The organism is Lelliottia nimipressuralis, assembly GCF_041464075.1.
GTDB lineage: Bacteria > Pseudomonadota > Gammaproteobacteria > Enterobacterales > Enterobacteriaceae > Enterobacter > Enterobacter nimipressuralis.
The window spans coordinates 4,479,842-4,498,663 of sequence record NZ_CP167172.1; the positions used below are offsets into that span (position 1 = coordinate 4,479,842).

The window sequence follows — 18,822 nt, forward strand, 5'->3', positions numbered from 1 at the left end:
TAGTGGATACTCATACGGATTCTATCCCCCCTCCAATCCAATCGGATCCTACGTAATATAACTTCCCTGCCGCGAATCGTAGTAACGATGCCGGTTATAATGCAGTCCTGTTTCTTCATATAGTCGAATATTCATTAGATTTGGTCCTCTGTACTGATAACTGCCAAAGGTAGACTTAGCTGGTCAGAGTAGGCCACCTATTTATGAATACAAAAACCAATAGCTATTAAAGGCGTCGATTGCTATCAAGTCGCGTTCATCCTCCGATTTATATCTGACAAATTCATATATTAATTTTTTTTGTAATTCATCAAACTGCTCTATAAAATCAAAGAAAGTATCTTCTCCCATAAAATCTGGCGTTAAATAATGTATAAAAATGAATATTCAAAAGCCCATCCTTCAGAATTAAGTAGACTAGCATAAATATATAATGAAAAAAAATATCTAAATTCATTTTTATCCAGATAAAGACACGCTTTTTCTAAAATATCACCATCCATTCTAAAATCAAGATTGCTAATTAGTTCAAGCCATGAATGTCCATAAAAAAAATAATACACAGTTTCACTTTCATATTTCTCAAGAATATTGAGAGAAACTTCACAATTATTTTTTATGGGGAATACCTCATATAGTTCAGTCAGAAATATTTTTTTATCTTCTAATTTAATCATTTCATACTCGCATAACGGCTACAAACGGCACCGACACCATAGGCCTCGCTTTCTTCATTCATATAAATTTTATCCCCACCGCCAAGACATTGATTATTAATTTGTTTTCTGACTGAGGCACATGCCAAATTTATATCATAACGCCTTAATAGTTCATTTTTGGCATTTGTGGCTTACAGGCTCGAGATTGATTGCATAGTCTATTTTTTTCATTTTTCAGATCATTAAGATCTTGAGGTGTACAATTTCCACCTAAATTTAAACCAGACTTATGCTCTCTTGTTAATTTATCCGCTTCCGAGTTAACTTTACGTCCATATTGATCGGTAAAGGCCTGTTGCAATTGTTGCTCCTGAACCGTTGTACCAGCTCCTAAAATGAATGATAAAAGTATTCCTCCCTCAATTATATATAAATCTTCAACATATAAACCTAATGAATCTGGATATTGGTTTGAATTCAGTGGGTACGAATACGGGTTCCATCCTCCCCGCAACCCAATAGGATCCTGGGTGATATACCGCCCCTGCCGCGGATTGTAGTAACGATGCCGGTTATAATGCAGTCCTGTTTCTTCATCATATTGCTGGCCTGGCAAACGGATGAGCTGTTGCAAATGTTCCGGATTATCTTCATTCACTTGATTACCCCACTCGTCGTACTCTGCACGCCAGACTACTGTGCCATCTTCATTTATCAGCGCCAGCGGCAGCCCACGATGGTCACAGTGGTACAGGTGGATTTTTCGCTTTGGCACATACACAGGTTCCATCTGATTGACCATCTGCTCCAGGGTCAGCCCACATTCGGCGAGCCACTGACGTATGTCATCACTGACCGCATTTTGTTGCAGCTCACGCTCCAGCATGTTCAGCCGTGAAATCACCTCTGCGGGGAAGGCGATACCTCCTTCCTGTTGCAGTTTATCCGCCAGGGGCGTCCGGTACGGTTGTAAAATATTATTCTTCTGCTTAGCTAAAAAAATTCAGTCCTATGGAAAGCGACATTCAGTTTTAGATTTATAGGCATCATCCTCATCTAATGGAAACTCATGTCTTAGTTTATATTCTTCTGCCAATTCATCCGCTTTTATTAATTCTTGAGACGTCATTTTACTTCTTATTTCAGCTATAGATTTTTGAGCACTACCAATGCCATTAAATAAAGATACAGAAAACCATGCATAAGCTTGCTCAATATTTTTTGGTACTTCTTCGTTCCCTTTAGAGTACAGCAACCCTAAATTATTTTGAGCTATCGGATATCCCTGACAAGCAGATGAACGTATCAAAGCAACAGCTTTAATACGATCTTTTGGGAGATTACCAACCCCTTGTGCATATAATAAAGCAAGAGAATTTTTTGCACTCATCGACCCCAAATCAACTGCGCGTTGATACCATTTAGCGGCTTCTGATAAATCTTTTTTGACACCCAATCCATTGCTATACATCTTAGCAACATTGTATGTTGCAAGTGGATCATTATGTTCAGCTCCGACCATGAACCATTTCATGGCTTCCTTATAATTTTTAGGAACACCACGACCGATAACATACAAATCGCCAAGATTAACCTGTGCCTTAATTACTCCTTGTTTAGCAGCCTGCTGATACCACTTAACGGCTTTATAGATATTTTTTTTCACTCCTCGTCCATTAGCATATGCAACACCAAGGTTGTACTGTCCCATCATAAAACCTTGATTTGCAGACCTCGTGTACCAATAAATTGCCTTGCTATAATTCTTGTCTACATGCCATCCTCTATCATATAAAAGTCCGAGATCATTTTGTGCTTTCGCATCACCGCCATCAGCATTTTTAATGAGCTCTTTTAAAGTTATTTTTCTGCCACTAAGAATATCATTTCCAACAATGACATTTTCATCTCTTACTAATACTGCATCAATACTTATAATAAAAATTGCACATATCCCAATAAGGACAATTACGATTTTGAACACAATTTTTTTTCTGAGCATAACATTTTCTCAATACTAATTATTATTGTTTCTGGCTATAGGATGCCAAGGAGTCAATTAGGAAGTCTGATATTTTACTTTGCCAATCTGGTGCTCCCTCATTTAAAAAGCCTTTCCCACAGGTAAGAGCTATTGCTTTGGGATCTCGTTCACCATCCTTAATTACGGATTCAACGGTGTCTTTCACACATGCTGTCACCCTTCTGGTCAAAGATGCTCCTGCGTTGATTGCTGACATACCCACTACTGAGGGAAGGACGGCTATCCCATAAACATATTCAGATAATGGATTGTATACATTGTGCATTTTTGCATTATTGTCCAAAACAGCAATTACATCCTCTGGTGGCAGATACCTCATTGCCGATTCATTGGCCGCACAGAATGAACCAAATCCTCCATCCCCCAACGAGCCAAAATCACCGTCAAACAAACCTTGAGGATCAATTCCTTGTGCTGGGTTATACGGATATTTATAAAAATTCCATCCTCCCCACAACCCAATAGGATCCTGCGTGATATACCGTCCCTGCCGCGGATCGTAGTAACGATGCCGGTTATAATGCAGTCCTGTTTCTTCATCATATTGCTGGCCTGGCAAACGGATGAGCTGTTGCAAATGTTCCGGGTTATCTTCGTTCAGTTGATTACCCCACTCGTCGTACTCTGCACGCCAGGATACTGTGCCATCTTTATTTATCAGCGCCAGCGGCAGCCCACGATGGTCACAGTGGTACAGGTGGATTTTTCGCTCTGGCACATACACAGGTTCTATCTGATTGACCATCTGCTCTAGGGTCAGCCCACATTCGGCGAGCCACTGACGTATGTCATCACTGACCGCATTTTGTTGCAGCTCACGCTCCAGCATGTTCAGCCGTGAAATCACCTCTGCGGGGAAGGCGATACCTCCTTCCTGTTGCAGTTTATCCGCCAGGCTACGACGAGCCGTCTTCGTCAGTTCAAAGATTTCTGTTTCAATACGCAGCAGTGGTGTAAAACTCCCCGGCTGGTACACCGTCTGGACGCGTTTGCTTTCCGTTTGTGTCGTGACCAGCGTGTCGCCATCCCAGCCATACCAGGTAACTTCAGGTAACGGATTTAAAATGACAAGTTCGCCGTCTCCTTTGCCGTAGTGCTTACTCTTCCATGCTTTTTTGCCTATACGTCTGCCGAGTGGGTCATAGACATAACGGCTCTCAGAGATCACCTTTCGGCTCCAAATCTGTTCACAGACATAGGCAACAAGACGGTGCTGGTGGTCATAACGATAATGCCGAACCAGCTCACCGCTCATGTGTACTGCACCCGGTGGCAAATTGATTTCCTGCCTGGTGAGTCGGCCGTGGTTATCATAGTGATATAGATAATGGGCGTTCTTCGCGATACGATTATTTGGCCACGCGGTTAGGGAATGATCGGGATGCAGTTCCAGATTTGTCATCCGGTTACCTGCTGGGTCAAAGACATACGGAATATGGAAATTCAGATCTGCGGAGGTGATGCTAACCCCGGTCAGGCGTCCAGTTTGGCTGTAATGAAAGTTTCGCTGCTGGTTCGCCTCGCTGATACGAATAAGCTCTCCATTATCATTCCAACCGTATTCGCGATTCAGGTGCGGGTTATTCAGGTGACAGCTTTCCAACTGCCCACCAGAGGTGTAGCCAGTAACCTGTTCATAAGCGCCAAATGTTCGCAGTGTTTCTCGGTGCAGACGATCACGGGTGAAATCAATCAGTGGTACATCGCCTAGCTTCATTCCAGCTACATAGCCACTACCATAGGTTAACCATTCCACCGGAGCCAGACTGTCAGGTATATATCGCTTTAGTTGCCCCTGTGCATCCCAGTCGTGTTGGGTTTCGTGCTGCCATAACAACTCATTGGTATCTGGATGATGTACCGTCTGGCGTTCGCCAGTACGGTGCCCCTGCTGATCATACGTATAGTGAATAGCAACACGGTGAGCTTCATTAAGATGGCTGATGCCGACAAGCCATCCGCGATCATCGTACTGCCACTGTTCAGCGGGAATATCATTGACAGTACGATGTAACAGGCGATCGCCATCATCGTAATGCCAAAGTGTTGTCAGGCCTTCTTCTTCGCGTTGGATCAGTTTACCCGTCAGATCATAGTGGTAACGCTGTGTACGTCCGTCGAAGCCGGTCTGCTGAATTAACCTGTCCAGAAGATCATATGTGAACAGGGTATTACTGCCGTTTTCATTTGTCAGTCGCGTTGTACGGCCAGCGGGATCGTATTCTATTTTACGCGTCAGGCCACCGGAGGTGACGGAAACAGGTCGCCCTGCAGCATCAAGTTCAGTCGTACTACGATTACCATCGGGCGCAACAACTGCCGTCAGATCACCAGCAGCGTCGTATTCATAGTGAGTATGATGACCTGCAGAATCCGTCTGGTTTATCAGTCTGCCATGCGCATCGTATTCACTGCGCTGACTCAAACCCTCTTCCCGATAGGTTGCGATAAGCTGCCCAAACCGATCGTATTCGTAGCGAGTTTTATATCCTGAGCAATCGATAAACGTCAGTAACTGGCCATAGTGGCTCCAGACCAATTGCTGTTGACTTCCAGTGGCGTCTTCACGCGAGGTAGGAAAGTCACTGTGCGGGTCCGCGTAGAAATACCTCAACGTTTCACCATTACGAGAGGTGTCCGTGATAAGCCTCCCCGCCTCATCATATTCCCTGTGGCTGCGCAGTCCGTCTGGCCATAGAGTGGCGGTGAGTTGACGTTGGGAGCTGTAGTAAAACTCGGTAACCTTACCATCAGGAGAAACGCGAGCACTCGGAAGCCCGGAAGCGGGGTTCAGCCTGAACGTCGTTTTGCGGCCCAACTCATCCGTTTGCGCTACCAGACGCCCATAAGGATCAAATTCACTGTGAGTCATACTGCCATCAGCAGCGACTTTTTTTACCACTCGTTTCAGGCCATTCTCACCTTGGGTGTGGAGCACTTCGCAGCGATTCAGGCTATCCGTAATTGTGATTTTATTTTTTTCATAAGCGTAAACATAGCTCAGCCCGGCCGGGTTGCGCTGTTCGATCACTAGGCCTGCTGCATCATATCGATAGAGTATATCCGGGCGACCAGTATAACAGTGGGCCACCATCCGTCCCGGGAAGGTTTCGTCGTAAATGAAAGAGCGCACTTTTGTATCACTGCGGTCATATACATCAAGTAATTCACCCCGTTCGGAATACTGATAACGCACCAGCGGGGCGACAGGTAAATCACCAGGATATTCAGGGTCGCAGGTTAACCAAACCTCAGTCAGACGCCATCCGTTGTCCGCACCAAAGCGAGTCTGGGGCACATCAGTAAATCCAGTATATTTCAGCGCGAAACGTCGGCCAGCACCATCCGTGACGCCAAGTATTTCTCCCGCTAACTCTCCATCAGTGGCACGATGAAACGTGAGCATGCGCCCCAGATTATCGATCAGGCTGGTTAAACTACGATATGGCGGTAACGGCGCGGGCAGAATCTCATCAATACGTGGCGCAAATGTTGTCCAGCCAAGAACCCACCACGGCCCCTGCGGACTATTAGTCACAAAATAATTATGCGGACTGATGCGGACATTTTCAGGAAGGGACTGCCACAAGTGATACAGGGGGTTGCTATCAGATTGCTTTAACACGCAACCCCGCGCCAGCCAGAAGGATTCGCTGTGGCTGAAAGCCATTTCGCCAGGCAACAACAAATCAAAGTGGATACTGCGCCCACCGTTGTCATTGAGTATCAGTTCGCTGTTGCGTATTTGCAGGCGAATATCGACGGGAGTCTTCCAGCCCGGTCCCAATATTCCAACAGATGATGGGGTTTTTGTCTGATAACTGCTGTAGGTACGCGCAAGGAGAAATGGCAAAGGGCCTGGAAGGGCGAAATCTGTTTCGCCAGGCTGTACTTTTGCCCCCAGCAACGGGTTAACAGGGTTACCAGAGATATGTCCTCCGGGACATACCGAACAGGCTACGCCGGTTGGTGCACCAATCATGACGCCAAGAGAGCCCTGTATTATCGGGCCGCCGATTGCGGTCATATCTCCCTGACGTGCTGCGGGTTTTCCACTCATGGCCAATTCCTTTTGTCCTGAATTTGGTATTAAACTGATATTCACAAAATCAATTCAAAAGCAATAAATATCAATTTAATCAATGAATTAAATTTATTGCATCAATCTTCGCACGCAACTATACCCACAAATGTGAGCGTCATCGCGAAAGACAATTGGCAAAGGGCAGGAGGGGTATTTTCGGAAAAAGACAGGGCTGGTTTGCCCTGTCCTGAAATGAGGATATTAGCGGGAGATAATCAGGTGAATCCCAAACCCTGCGAAGAGCGCACCCGCAAAGCCGTCGATCCACTTCGCCAGGCGCTGATAGCCACGGCGCATGGACGGTAAAGCGAACAGGCTCGCTACCACGGTAAACCACGCGAAGGTTTCGACGACGATCAGCAGGAAAATGCCCCAGCGCGCGCCCGCGCCGACGTCGTCACCGACGAACAGGGAAAACACCGAGCCGAAGTAGATAATCGCTTTTGGGTTTGCAAGGTTGGTCAGTAAGCCGCGCACGAAACTGCGTCCACCGGTCGCCAGCTCAACCTTAGGTTCAGCGGCTACGCTCTCTTCTTTCTTCAGCGCACCGCGCAGCATCTGGTAGCCCATCCAGCACAGATACAAGCCACCGCCGACCATAATGATATTATGCAGCCAGGCCATTTTCGCGAGGATCAGGTTCAGGCCAAGCAGCGCAACGGCAGCCCAGACCATGACACCCATGGTAATACCGAGCACGCCCATCATCGCCTCTTTGCGGGAGCGGCTGACGGCAGTCTGCGAAACGAAGAAAAAGTCAGGGCCAGGGCTCATCAACGCAACGATGTGCACCAACGCCACAGTGAGGAATAGCATTAACATAATTAACTCGCGGGAAAATAATTCAGTGAGTCACCATCCTGGCACTTTTTAGCCGGACTGACTACTCCTCATCGTCACCATCAGCATGGGAACGAATAAGCGCCATAAATTCTTTGCCAAAGCGCTCGAGTTTGCGCGTACCAACGCCGTTGACGCTCAGCATTTCACCGGCGCTGAGCGGCATCTGCTCGGCCATTTCGATCAGTGTCGCATCGTTGAACACCACATACGGCGGGATGTTTTCTTCGTCGGCAATCGCCTTACGCAGCTTGCGCAGTTTGGCAAACAGCTTGCGATCGTAGTTGCCGCCGTAGGATTTCTGCATCACGCGCGGTTTCAGGGCGACGACGCGTGGAACCGCAAGCTGCAGCGCTAACTCACCGCGCAGCACAGGACGCGCCGCTTCCGTGAGCTGAAGCGCGGAGTGCTGGGCGATATTTTGCGTGGCGAAACCGAGGTGAATCAGCTGGCGGATAATACTCACCCAGTGTTCGTGGCTCTGTTCGCGGCCAATGCCATAAACCGGCAGCTTATCGTGGCCCATCTCGCGGATACGCTGATTATTTGCCCCGCGCAGCACTTCCACCACGTAACCCATACCAAAGCGCTGATTCACGCGGTAAATGGTTGAGAGCGCCTTACGCGCGTCCATCAGCCCATCGTACTGTTTTGGCGGGTCGAGACAGATATCGCAGTTACCGCACGGCTCCTGGCGCCCCTCACCAAAGTAGTTAAGCAGCACCAGTCGACGGCAGGTTTGCGCTTCGGCAAACGCGCCCATCGCGTTGAGCTTATGACGTTCGATATCCAGCAGCTGACCCTGCGGTTTTTCTTCCAGGCAGCGGCGCAGCCACGCCATATCCGCCGGATCGTAAAACAGCATCGCTTCGGCAGGCAGACCGTCACGCCCGGCGCGGCCCGTCTCCTGATAGTAGGATTCGATATTGCGCGGGATGTCGAAATGCACCACAAAGCGCACGTTCGGTTTGTTGATCCCCATCCCGAAGGCCACGGTCGCGACCACGATTTGCAGGTCATCACGCTGGAATTTTTCCTGCACGTCGGCGCGGATGTGATTTTCTAGACCGGCGTGGTAGGCCGCAGCGCTAAAGCCACGGTTTTGCAGGCGCGCGGCGGTGTCTTCCACTTTCGCACGGCTGTTGCAGTAAATAATGCCGGATTTGCCGCGCTGCTCCTGCACGTAGCGCAGAAGCTGGTCCGTCGGCTTGAATTTTTCCATCAGCATGTAGCGGATGTTGGGGCGGTCGAAGCTGCTGACCTGAATAAAGGGATCGTTAAGCCCGAGCAGGCGCACGATGTCCAGACGCGTGGTGTCATCCGCCGTGGCGGTGAGCGCCATAAACGGCAGCGCCGGGAAACGCTGGCGGAGCTGGCCGAGCGCGGCGTATTCCGGGCGGAAATCGTGACCCCACTGGGAGATACAGTGCGCTTCGTCGACCGCCAGCAGCACCGGATTCCAGTGCGCCAAATGTTCGAGGAAGTTGTCCAGCATCAGACGTTCCGGGGCGATGTACAGCAGGCGAATCTGCCCGGTACGGCATCCGGCCATCACTTCCTGCTGCTGTTCACGAGTCTGAGTGGAGTTGATACACGCAGCGGCCACGCCGTTCGCCAGCAGCTGATCCACCTGGTCTTTCATCAGGGAAATGAGCGGTGAAACCACCACCGTAAGACCATCCAGCACCAGCGCGGGAACCTGATAGCACAGGGATTTGCCGCCGCCTGTCGGCATCACTACCAGACAGTCGCGGCCTTCCAGCACGGTTTCAATGATGGTTTCCTGGCCAGGGCGAAATTGCTGGTAGCCAAAGGTTTCATGCAAAACCTGTTTAGCCAGCGATTCCTGATTCATTACTTCCGCCTGCGCCACGTTAACCCCATTTGCCAGATACAAAACAGGCGCTATTTTCAGCGCCTGAGAGAGAAACTTCAACGTTTAACGCAAAAACATTCTAGCAGGCTAGAAAAGATCGTTAAGCATCACGCCCACGCCGACGCGGGTCTGATTGAAGTTGTAGTCGATCAGCGACTCGCCGTAACCGCTGTACACCTGAGTATAGATGCGTACATGTTTGGTCATCGGATAGCTCAGGCCCAGCTCTGCGCCGCCGTAGCCGGTGTTCCAGTTGTACTGACCTTTGGCGCTCAGCACCGCGTCGCCCAGCTGATAGCCAATCTTCAGCTGATAGTAGCCCATGTATTTGGTGATATCCGGGTTGTCATCCGTATCGCCAACCACATACCACGGCTTCACTTCCACCATCCAGTTGCCGTTTTCCGCCATCAGACGGGTATAAAGGCGGTTCCAGCTACGCGAGGTCGGATCGGATCGGCCGTTGGAGTCGTGGTTATAGCCAAACTCCACATCGCGCAGCGTCCAGCCGGCAAATTCGTCATCGGTCGCAAAACCGAGGAACAGCTGCGGCTCATAGTTGGTTTCGCGGAACGGAGAAGATTCGCCGCTATTGGAGAGCTGCCACCAGGATTTCTGGGTATACGAGCCGCCCAGAACCGAGTTCGGCCCCAGAATGCCGCGCCAGAACGGGAAGGCCAGGCTGAGCTGGAACTTCACTTCGTCTTTACGCGCATTATCGGACCAGTTATAGGAGCTGATCGCTTCTTTGTTGAGATCGCTCGTCTGGGTGTAGATCACATAGTTTGTGTCGTACGGGTAGAGCGTGAACGGGTTATCGTGCTCCTGAAGCATGTTAGCAATAATGCTGCCGCGAACGGCGGGCTTATCGTGCACTTCCTTGAGCGTCGCTTCCTGCGCAAATGCTGTGAGCGGCAGCGTAACCGCCGCCAGTAACCAACCCAGATACGTCCGCATCGGTGGGGTTCTCCTGCAATATGAAATTATGTGAATAGTTATGTGGGCCACATTCTACCTATTTCTCAATTAACTTCCCCTCTTCGTTTCTGAAAGTGGAATTCCTTATCTCTGAAGCATAAAATCAACATTTTGTTAACAACGAAGGATGCGACTTTTCATGTCAGCCACGCTTACCGCTGAAGAAGCTCTGAAACTGGTGGGAGAGATTTTTGTCTATCACATGCCTTTTAACCGCGCGCTGGGGCTGGAGCTTGAACGTTACGAGAAGGGATTCGCTCAGCTCAGCTTTAACAATCAGCCGATGATGGTGGGTAACTGGGCGCAAAGCATTTTGCACGGCGGAGTGATCGCCTCTGCGCTGGACGTTGCCGCCGGGCTGGTCTGCGTGGGCAGCACGCTGGCGCGCCATGACACCATCAACGAAGATGAACTGCGTCAGCGCTTATCCAGAATGGGCACCATTGATTTACGCGTAGATTATTTACGGCCAGGCCGCGGGAACCGTTTTACCGCCACCAGCAGTCTGCTGCGCGCAGGCAATAAGGTCGCCGTCGCTCGCGTCGAATTGCATAACGAAGAGCAGGTTTACATCGCCAGCGCAACCGCCACTTATATGGTGGGTTGAGAAGGTGTAATCGGGTAAAATGAATTTACTTTTTTGTAACGGATTATCCCGATGGATGCTAAACAGACGCGGCAGGGCGTTTTACTCGCTCTAGCCGCTTATTTTATATGGGGTATCGCGCCTGCGTACTTCAAGCTGATCTACTTTGTCCCGGCCGATGAAATCCTCACCCACCGTGTGATCTGGTCCTTTTTCTTTATGGTGGCGCTGATGAGCGTGAGCCGCCAGTGGTCGGGCGTGAAAACGCTGATGCAAACCCCGAAGAAGATTTTCCTGTTGGCGCTGTCTGCGGTGCTGATCGGCGGCAACTGGCTGCTGTTCATCTGGGCGGTGAACAACCACCATATGCTGGAAGCGAGCCTCGGTTACTTTATTAACCCGCTGGTGAATATCGTGCTGGGGATGCTTTTCCTCGGCGAGCGTTTCCGCCGAATGCAGTGGGTGGCGGTACTCCTGGCGCTCTGCGGCGTACTGGTACAGCTGTGGACCTTCGGCTCGCTGCCGATCATCGCTCTGGGGCTGGCTTTTAGCTTTGCGTTTTACGGCCTGGTGCGTAAGAAAATCGCCGTGGAAGCGCAAACCGGGATGCTGTTTGAAACCCTGTGGCTGCTGCCGCTGGCGGCGATTTATCTGTTCGGCATCGCCGACAGCAGCACCAGCCATATGGCGAATAATCCGTGGTCGCTGAATCTGATGCTGATTGCCGCCGGTGTTGTCACCACCATCCCGCTGCTGTGCTTCACCGGTGCCGCCACACGCTTACGCCTTTCCACGCTTGGCTTCTTCCAGTATATCGGCCCGACGCTGATGTTCCTGCTGGCGGTGGTGTTCTACGGCGAAGTACCGGGCGCGGATAAGATGGTGACGTTCGCGTTCATCTGGGTGGCGCTGGCGGTATTCGTCGCCGATGCGATTTATACCCAGCGTAGAGTGCGGAAAGGGGTGTGATTTTTTGCCGGTGGGCGCTTTGCCACTCTGGCCTACAGGTTACGTAGGCCGGAGAAGGCGTAGCTGCCACCCGGCATCACGCTCAAAGCCAGTTACGACGTTTGAAATAGAGATACGGTGCCAGCCCGGCGAGGATCATAAAGATAATCGCGCCCGGGTAGCCGAAGCTCCAGCGCAGTTCCGGCATAAACTCAAAGTTCATCCCGTAGCTCGACGCCACCAGCGTTGGTGGCAGGAACACCACCGACACCACCGAGAAGATCTTGATGATGCGGTTCTGCTCGATATTGATAAAGCCCATCGCCGCCTGCATCAGGAAGTTAACTTTCTGGAACAGGGATTCGTTGTGCGGCAACAGGGATTCGATATCGCGCAGGATCTCACGCGCCTGCTCCAGCTGACCGCCCGGTAAACGCGCTTTACGCACCAGGAAGTTCAGGGCGCGCTGGGTATCCATCAGACACAAACGCACTTTCCAGCCGATATCTTCCTGCTCCGCCAGCGTCGACAGCGCTTCGTCATATTCATCGCCCTGATGGCCTTCCATGATCACGCGGCTCAGCTTTTCCAGATCGCTGTAGATGTTTTCGATTTCGTCCGCCAGCTGCTCGATTTTGGTTTCGAACAGGTCGAGCAGCAGTTCGTAGGCGTTACCATCTACCATCGCCTGGCTGCGGGCACGCATGCGATAGAGACGAAACGCAGGCAGCTCGCGTTCGCGCAGGGTGAACAGGCGACCATCACGAATGGTAAATGCGACGGTGGAGTTACCGGCGTGATCTTCCGCATCTTCATAGAAGAAGAAGGAGTGAATATGCAGGCCGTCTTCGTCTTCAAAGAAACGCGCGGAGGCCTCGATGTCTTCCAGTTCCGGGCGGGTCGCCAGGCTTTGTCCGAGCTCTGATTGTACGCGAAGGCGTTCATCGTCGTCCGGCTCGACCAGATCCACCCATACGGCATCAATGAGGGGCTGTGACTCTTCAGCTTCAAGCCGAATCAGTCGGTTTTTTTCCAGTTGAAATGCGCTCAACATGACCGGGACTCCCAATGCAAAAAATATCGGACAGTTCGGTGGGCACACAGAAACAATATGGGTTTCAGACCATTAAAAGCCTGACTCAGCGCGACGGGAATTAAGCAGGTCGCTGACAACCACTAAGGCCATCAGCAAGAGGAGATAGCCTTAGGAGTTGTTCCTGGATGACAGGGAATTGAGCCAGTATCTACTGGGTGTGTCCAAGGCGAATGTCCTCTTAGCGTAATCGTGCGCGCATGTTACGCCAGCAATAACTGTGGCGTCAACACGCAACGGAACGCTGAAGAGCAATAAATAGCCTTCAGCTTATAAGGCTAGCAGATTATTACAAAATAATGATATTTTTCTGAATGTTACACTGTTTCCAGCTTAGCGTAAGCCGCGACCAGCCATTTGATCCCCTGCCCCTGGAACGCCACCTGCAGGCGACTGTGCTCGCCGCTGCCTTCCAGATTCACGATGGTGCCTTCGCCAAATTTGGAATGACGAACGCGCTGGCCCAGCTTGTAGCCCGTATCGTTTTCCGAAATCGGCGTGCCCATCCGCTGATGGTTGACCGGACGGCTGATACTGGCGCGCAAACGCACCTCTTCGACGCACTCTTCCGGCAGCTCGCCGATGAAGCGCGACGGGCGATGGTAGACCTCTTTGCCGTACAGACGGCGCGTTTCGGCATAGGTCAGGGTCAGCTTTTGCATCGCACGGGTGACGCCCACATAGGCCAGCCGACGCTCCTCTTCCAGACGCCCGCCTTCATCGAGCGACATCTGGCTTGGGAACATCCCCTCTTCCATCCCGACGATAAACACCTGCGGGAACTCCAGCCCTTTCGCCGAGTGCAGCGTCATCAGTTGAACCGCATCCTGCCAGGTATCCGCCTGCCCTTCGCCCGCTTCCAGCGCCGCGTGGGAGAGGAATGCCTGCAGCGGCATCAGATCTTCGTCTTCTTCGTTGTAGCTGAACTGGCGCGTTGCCGTCACCAGTTCCTCTAAGTTCTCAATACGCGTCTGGCCTTTCTCGCCTTTTTCCTGCTCGTACATCGTGCGCAGACCGGAATCTTTCACCACCCGGTCCGTCTGCACGTGTAGCGGCATGTCTGCCGTTTCCTGTGCCAGCGCGTCAATCAGTTCGATAAAGCGCTGAAGCGCGCTCGCGGCGCGTCCTGCCAGCGCTTTTTCCTGCAACAGCTCACGGCACGCTTGCCACAGGGTGAGCTGGCGGTCACGGGAGGCCTGGCGCACCACGTCGAGGGTGCGATCGCCGATGCCGCGCGTGGGTGTGTTCACCACGCGCTCAAAGGCCGCGTCGTCGTTGCGGTTGGCAATCAGGCGCAGATAGGAGAGCGCATCTTTGATTTCCTGACGTTCGAAGAAGCGCATGCCACCGTAAATGCGATACGGCATGCTGACCTGTAACAGCGCCTCTTCCAGCACGCGCGACTGGGCGTTGCTGCGATAGAGAATGGCGCACTGCTCAAGCGCTCCGCCGTTTTCCTGCCAGGTTTTAATGCGGTTGACCACAAAGCGGGCTTCGTCCAGTTCGTTGAACGCGCAGTAAATTGAAATCGGCTCACCGTCGACGCCGTCGGTCCACAGCTTTTTGCCCAGACGCCCGTTGTTGTTTTCAATCAGGGCGTTTGCAGCGCTCAGAATATTGCTGGTTGAACGGTAGTTCTGCTCCAGACGAATGGTTTCGGCGCCCGGGAAGTCGTTCAGGAACCGCTGGATGTTTTCCACCTGCGCGCCGCGCCAGCCGTAAATCGACTGGTCATCATCGCCGACGATCATCACTTTGCCGGTGTCGCCCGCCAGCAGGCGGATCCACGCGTACTGAATGTTGTTGGTATCCTGGAATTCGTCCACCAGGATGTTGGTGAAGCGCTCGCGGTAATGCTGAAGAATATGCGGTTTGTTGAGCCACAGCTCATGGGCGCGCAGCAGCAGCTCGGCGAAATCCACCAGCCCCGCGCGGTCGCAGGCTTCCTGATAGGCCTGATAGACCTTCTGCCAGGTTTGCTCCACCGGATTACCGAAGCTCTGAATATGGTGCGGGCGTAGCCCTTCGTCTTTCTGGCTGTTGATGTACCACATCGCCTGACGCGGCGGCCACTGCTTCTCGTCAAGATTCATCGCCTTAATCAGGCGTTTAAGCAGGCGCAGCTGGTCTTCACTGTCGAGGATCTGAAAATCCTGCGGCAGATTGGCATCCATATGGTGCGCGCGCAGCAAACGGTGCGCCAGCCCGTGGAACGTGCCTACCCACATGCCGCCCTGGCTGGTGCCCATCAGCTGTGCGATACGGTGGCGCATCTCTGCCGCTGCTTTATTGGTAAAGGTCACCGCCATGATGGAGTACGGCGAGCAGTTCTCTACGCTCTGCAGCCATGCGATGCGATGCACCAGAACACGCGTCTTACCACTGCCCGCCCCTGCCAGCACCAGCATATTGGTCCGCGTCGCGGCAACCGCGTCGCGCTGTTTGTCATTAAGGCTGTCGAGAAGGTAAGAAACGTCCATTGGCACCGCCAGAAGTCATCTGCCCGACAGCGTTTTTTCTGCCGGGCATACTGTTGATTTATACAATACTGCTGGTGATTATATCAGCGTGGTGAGGGATGCCAACCGCGAAATTTCGATGTGTGGCAACAGGCGGCTGTCGGCGGTCTGCATCAGGTCGGCCCTTTCCGGTTTGATCCAGCAGGCCTGCATTCCGCAGCGGATCGCGCCCGCCACGTCGGTGGTCAGGTCGTCGCCGACGTGCAGGATCTCGCCCAGCGGCAGATCGAGTTTTTCGGCAGCCAGATGATACATGTCGTTAAAAGGCTTCGAGCGCCCGTGCGGGCCCGCGCGCAGGACGAACTGGAAATAATCGCCCAGGCCAAACAGTTCCGGCTGCGCGTTGCCGTTGGTGATCGCCACCAGCGGCCATTTTTTGCCGAGTGCCGTCAGGGTGTCGTGCGTTTCCTGCGGCACATCGATCCGGCTGCGCCATTTGGCAAAGTTCGCCATTGAAGCTTCTGCGCCCAGCGCCGCCTCTTGTGCGTTCAGCCCGGCATTCAGCATCGCCTGCTCTACTGCACGACGACGCCATTCGGTTACGTCGTGGTAGATGTCCGGTTCGGTTTCGCGCAACGCCTGGCGCAGGCGCTGAAAATCTTTGTTTTGCAGCGTTTTTAAAGCGGGATGGTAGTTTTGCACAAACGCCAGCGACTCCTGCTCGGTGCGCAGAATCACTTCGCGGTTATCGTAAAGGGTATCATCAAGGTCAAACGTCAGGGCAGAGATCTGACCCAGTGGGCGGTAAAAACGCATTATTTCCCCCGTTTTGCGCGTGGATGCGCCGAGTCATACACCGAAGCAAGGTGTTGAAAATCAAGATGGGTATAGATTTGAGTGGTCGATAAATTGGCGTGACCTAACAGCTCCTGCACGCCGCGCAGGTCGCCGCTGGATTCCAGCATGTGTGTGGCAAAAGAGTGGCGCAGTTTGTGCGGGTGAACGTGGCTGTTCAGCCCCTGCTTAATGCCCCATTCGGCAAAACGCTTCTGCACATTACGCGCGGAGATCCGCTTGCCAAGCTTCGAGAGAAACAGCGCGTTCTCTTCGGCACCAAACAGCCCGCGCAGATCGAGCCAGTGCTCAATCCATACCACTGCATTGCGGCCAATCGGTAAACGGCGCTCTTTGCTGCCTTTCCCCATCACCCACACTTCGCCGGTATCCAGATCGAGATGTTTAAGATCTAACCCCACCAGTTCCGAAAGACGTAAGCCTGCGCCGTACATCACTTCCAGCATGGCGCGATCGCGTACCGCCAGCGGATCGTTAAGATCGATATCCAGCAGCCGATTCACGTCATCAACGTCGATATTTTTCGGCAGATGGCGCGGTGCTTTCGGGGTAGCGATGCCTTTCGCCGGATTGGCTTTTAGCTCGCCCTTGCTCACCAGCCAGTCGAAGAAACTGCGCAGGGCAGAGAGACGTAACGCGAGACTCGCGGGGCCTAAACCTTTGCGGCGACTGCGCACCACAAACCCGCGCACGGTGGCAGCGTCACATTGTTGCCAGCTTTTCAGGCCGGTTTCATCGGCGATCTGCATGATGGCATCAAGCTGACGCTGGTAGTTCAGCAGCGTGATCGGGCTAAGCTGACGTTCAACGCCCAGATAGCGCAGGAAACGCACCACCAGAGGCGCAAGCAGGGAATCCGTCATACGCGCTCAATCCAGCGCTCCAGCAGCTCAGGGAGCATCAGGGCGATTTCCTGCAGCAAATGCGTGGCTTGTCCCTGCTCATAATGATGCGCGTCGCGGCTGGTGAATAACATCACGCCCAAATCGCCTTCACGCCCCATCAGGGACATGGCAACCGAACCAATAGCCTTGGCGTCAGGAAGCACTACCAGCAGCTCAGGACCGTTCAACGGGCCGAGATAGTGATGCTCATGACCAAGACGCTGAATGCGCAGCGGTTCAAACGCCTGACGGCTTAGCGCCAGATGCGTGAAACCGGAGGGTGCACCGATGCGCCAGCGGTCGGGAAACAGGCGAATAGTGGCGCCTGCCAGCCCAAGCTCACGCGCCCAGCGATGAAAGCGGCTGAGAAACTCGTCAAGGCTGTGCGCCGACGCGAGCCGCGCCTGCAAATGCAGCAGACGATAAAACAGGCTTTCGTTATTGCTGGCCTGTTCCATCAGCAGGGTCATGTTCTCTTCCAGCTGATCGATGTGCTTGCGCGAGCGCGCCATATGCCATTCGACCAGCGAGACGGTGTCGCGCACCGGATGCGGCACGCGCATCTGTTCGACCACGCGTGCATTGCGGATAAAAAACTCAGGATTGCGCAGCAGATAATCAACAACAGTCCGGTCGTCCAGCTCCGTTATTGCTTCCTGCAGTTCTTCCCCTGGTTGTTTCATAAATGGATAAACCCGTCGTATACATGTGCCGCCGGGCCAGTCATATACAGTGGATGACCCGGACCTTTCCAGGCGATATCAAGACGACCGCCCGGCAATTCCACGCGAACCTCTTCTGCCAGTAACCCTTGTGAGATACCCACAGCCACAGCCGCGCACGCGCCGCTGCCACAGGCCCGCGTTTCGCCCGCGCCGCGCTCATAGACGCGCAGGCGGATATGTTCACGTTTCACCACCTGCATGAAACCGATATTGGCGCGCTCAGGGAAGCGCTCATGGCTTTCCATAATCGGGCCTAAGGTTTCAACGGCAGCGACATCAACATCATCAACCTGAATCACGCAATGGGGATTGCCCATCGAGACAACGCCGCACAATACTGTCTGCTCGGCCGCCCGCATAATATAGGTCTTTTCCGCTTTGATTGCCCGAAACGGGACCGCAGAAGGCTCGAAGTTGGGCTCGCCCATGTTCACGCGCACCAGCTCGTCGTCGGTGACGCTGAGCACCATGCGGCCATTGGCCGTACTGACACGAATATCGCGCTTGTTGGTAAGCCCTTTCAGACGCACAAAGCGCGCAAAGCAGCGCGCGCCGTTGCCGCACTGGGAAACTTCGCTACCGTCAGCATTAAAGATACGGTAGTGAAAATCGAGATCCGGATCGTAGGGTGGCTCAACGACCAGCAGTTGATCAAACCCCACGCCCAAATGCCTGTCCGCCAGGCGACGAATCAGCTCAGGGGAAAAAAAGACATTCTGCGTTACCGCGTCGACGACCATAAAATCGTTGCCAAGGCCATGCATTTTAGAGAACTGCATCATTTACTCCAT

15 protein-coding genes and 2 pseudogenes are annotated in these 18,822 nt (G+C 52.5%); 2 read left to right on the plus strand and 15 right to left on the minus strand.

Going from position 1 to position 18,822, the window contains the following annotated elements; translation table 11 throughout:
• Positions 1-24: 24 nt before the first annotated feature.
• The 8 genes and pseudogenes from ACB496_RS21475 to pldA form a co-directional block, all read right to left on the minus strand.
• Positions 25-117: pseudogene (locus tag ACB496_RS21475) on the minus strand (RHS repeat-associated core domain-containing protein); the annotation flags it as partial.
• A gap of 245 nt (positions 118-362) precedes the next feature.
• Entirely contained in the window at positions 363-677 is a 315-nt protein-coding gene (locus ACB496_RS21480; RefSeq protein ID WP_371973714.1) for a hypothetical protein, read from the minus strand.
• A gap of 145 nt (positions 678-822) precedes the next feature.
• Positions 823-1,620 (minus strand): annotated as a pseudogene (locus ACB496_RS21485) (RHS repeat-associated core domain-containing protein); the annotation flags it as partial.
• A 48-nt stretch (positions 1,621-1,668) separates the two neighbouring features.
• Entirely contained in the window at positions 1,669-2,661 is a 993-nt protein-coding gene (locus ACB496_RS21490; protein ID WP_371973716.1) for a tetratricopeptide repeat protein, read from the minus strand.
• A gap of 22 nt (positions 2,662-2,683) precedes the next feature.
• Positions 2,684-6,763 (minus strand): RHS repeat-associated core domain-containing protein, encoded by a 4,080-nt coding sequence (locus ACB496_RS21495; protein WP_371973718.1) that lies wholly within the window; start codon positions 6,761-6,763, stop codon positions 2,684-2,686.
• A 225-nt stretch (positions 6,764-6,988) separates the two neighbouring features.
• Entirely contained in the window at positions 6,989-7,609 is a 621-nt protein-coding gene (rhtC, locus tag ACB496_RS21500; protein WP_268195113.1) for a threonine export protein RhtC, read from the minus strand.
• 61 nt (positions 7,610-7,670) lie between these two features.
• Positions 7,671-9,500: an ATP-dependent DNA helicase RecQ gene (gene recQ, locus ACB496_RS21505; protein WP_100780793.1), complete on the minus strand. Its 1,830-nt coding sequence runs from the start codon at positions 9,498-9,500 to the stop codon at positions 7,671-7,673.
• 90 nt (positions 9,501-9,590) lie between these two features.
• Positions 9,591-10,460 (minus strand): phospholipase A, encoded by an 870-nt coding sequence (gene pldA, locus ACB496_RS21510; protein ID WP_371973721.1) that lies wholly within the window; start codon positions 10,458-10,460, stop codon positions 9,591-9,593.
• Positions 10,461-10,620: 160 nt separating this feature from the next.
• Here pldA and yigI point away from each other — a divergent pair, with 160 nt between their 5' ends.
• The gene (gene yigI / locus ACB496_RS21515; RefSeq protein WP_095283881.1) at positions 10,621-11,088 is read left to right on the plus strand and encodes an acyl-CoA thioesterase YigI; all 468 of its coding nucleotides are present in this window, start codon (positions 10,621-10,623) and stop codon (positions 11,086-11,088) included.
• Between the two features lie 51 nt (positions 11,089-11,139).
• Positions 11,140-12,036, plus strand: a complete 897-nt coding sequence (rarD, locus tag ACB496_RS21520; protein ID WP_100778446.1) for an EamA family transporter RarD — start codon at positions 11,140-11,142, stop codon at positions 12,034-12,036.
• Between the two features lie 82 nt (positions 12,037-12,118).
• Here the strand turns inward: rarD and corA are convergent, their stop codons facing one another.
• From corA to dapF, 7 genes are all read right to left on the minus strand, one after another.
• Positions 12,119-13,069, minus strand: a complete 951-nt coding sequence (corA, locus tag ACB496_RS21525; RefSeq protein WP_095283883.1) for a magnesium/cobalt transporter CorA — start codon at positions 13,067-13,069, stop codon at positions 12,119-12,121.
• A 150-nt stretch (positions 13,070-13,219) separates the two neighbouring features.
• On the minus strand, positions 13,220-13,276 hold the full coding sequence (gene ysgD, locus ACB496_RS21530) for a YsgD/CorL family protein (protein WP_212743980.1): 57 nt from the start codon (positions 13,274-13,276) through the stop codon (positions 13,220-13,222).
• A gap of 149 nt (positions 13,277-13,425) precedes the next feature.
• On the minus strand, positions 13,426-15,588 hold the full coding sequence (gene uvrD / locus ACB496_RS21535; RefSeq protein ID WP_107702642.1) for a DNA helicase II: 2,163 nt from the start codon (positions 15,586-15,588) through the stop codon (positions 13,426-13,428).
• A 78-nt stretch (positions 15,589-15,666) separates the two neighbouring features.
• Positions 15,667-16,383, minus strand: a complete 717-nt coding sequence (gene yigB / locus ACB496_RS21540) for a 5-amino-6-(5-phospho-D-ribitylamino)uracil phosphatase YigB (protein ID WP_100778444.1) — start codon at positions 16,381-16,383, stop codon at positions 15,667-15,669.
• Positions 16,383-17,285, minus strand: a complete 903-nt coding sequence (gene xerC / locus ACB496_RS21545; protein ID WP_371973725.1) for a tyrosine recombinase XerC — start codon at positions 17,283-17,285, stop codon at positions 16,383-16,385. Before xerC ends, yigB begins: the two co-directional genes overlap by 1 nt.
• The gene (locus tag ACB496_RS21550) at positions 17,282-17,989 is read right to left on the minus strand and encodes a DUF484 domain-containing protein (RefSeq protein ID WP_129036360.1); all 708 of its coding nucleotides are present in this window, start codon (positions 17,987-17,989) and stop codon (positions 17,282-17,284) included. Before ACB496_RS21550 ends, xerC begins: the two co-directional genes overlap by 4 nt.
• Positions 17,986-18,810 (minus strand): diaminopimelate epimerase, encoded by an 825-nt coding sequence (gene dapF, locus ACB496_RS21555; RefSeq protein WP_102105652.1) that lies wholly within the window; start codon positions 18,808-18,810, stop codon positions 17,986-17,988. The genes ACB496_RS21550 and dapF overlap by 4 nt, the downstream gene beginning before the upstream one ends.
• Between the last annotated feature and the right edge of the window lie 12 nt (positions 18,811-18,822).

Excerpts from the sequence above, each read along its gene's own strand:
- ACB496_RS21480 (WP_371973714.1), bottom strand. The coding sequence starts at position 677 with ATGATTAAATTAGAAGATAAAAAAATATTTCTGACTGAACTATATGAG.
- ACB496_RS21490 (WP_371973716.1), bottom strand. The coding sequence starts at position 2,661 with ATGCTCAGAAAAAAAATTGTGTTCAAAATCGTAATTGTCCTTATTGGG.
- ACB496_RS21495 (WP_371973718.1), bottom strand. The coding sequence starts at position 6,763 with ATGAGTGGAAAACCCGCAGCACGTCAGGGAGATATGACCGCAATCGGC.
- rhtC (WP_268195113.1), bottom strand. The coding sequence starts at position 7,609 with ATGTTAATGCTATTCCTCACTGTGGCGTTGGTGCACATCGTTGCGTTG.
- pldA (WP_371973721.1), bottom strand. The coding sequence starts at position 10,460 with ATGCGGACGTATCTGGGTTGGTTACTGGCGGCGGTTACGCTGCCGCTC.
- yigI (WP_095283881.1), top strand. The coding sequence starts at position 10,621 with ATGTCAGCCACGCTTACCGCTGAAGAAGCTCTGAAACTGGTGGGAGAG.
- rarD (WP_100778446.1), top strand. The coding sequence starts at position 11,140 with ATGGATGCTAAACAGACGCGGCAGGGCGTTTTACTCGCTCTAGCCGCT.
- corA (WP_095283883.1), bottom strand. The coding sequence starts at position 13,069 with ATGTTGAGCGCATTTCAACTGGAAAAAAACCGACTGATTCGGCTTGAA.
- uvrD (WP_107702642.1), bottom strand. The coding sequence starts at position 15,588 with ATGGACGTTTCTTACCTTCTCGACAGCCTTAATGACAAACAGCGCGAC.
- yigB (WP_100778444.1), bottom strand. The coding sequence starts at position 16,383 with ATGCGTTTTTACCGCCCACTGGGTCAGATCTCTGCCCTGACGTTTGAC.
- xerC (WP_371973725.1), bottom strand. The coding sequence starts at position 17,285 with ATGACGGATTCCCTGCTTGCGCCTCTGGTGGTGCGTTTCCTGCGCTAT.
- ACB496_RS21550 (WP_129036360.1), bottom strand. The coding sequence starts at position 17,989 with ATGAAACAACCAGGGGAAGAACTGCAGGAAGCAATAACGGAGCTGGAC.
- dapF (WP_102105652.1), bottom strand. The coding sequence starts at position 18,810 with ATGCAGTTCTCTAAAATGCATGGCCTTGGCAACGATTTTATGGTCGTC.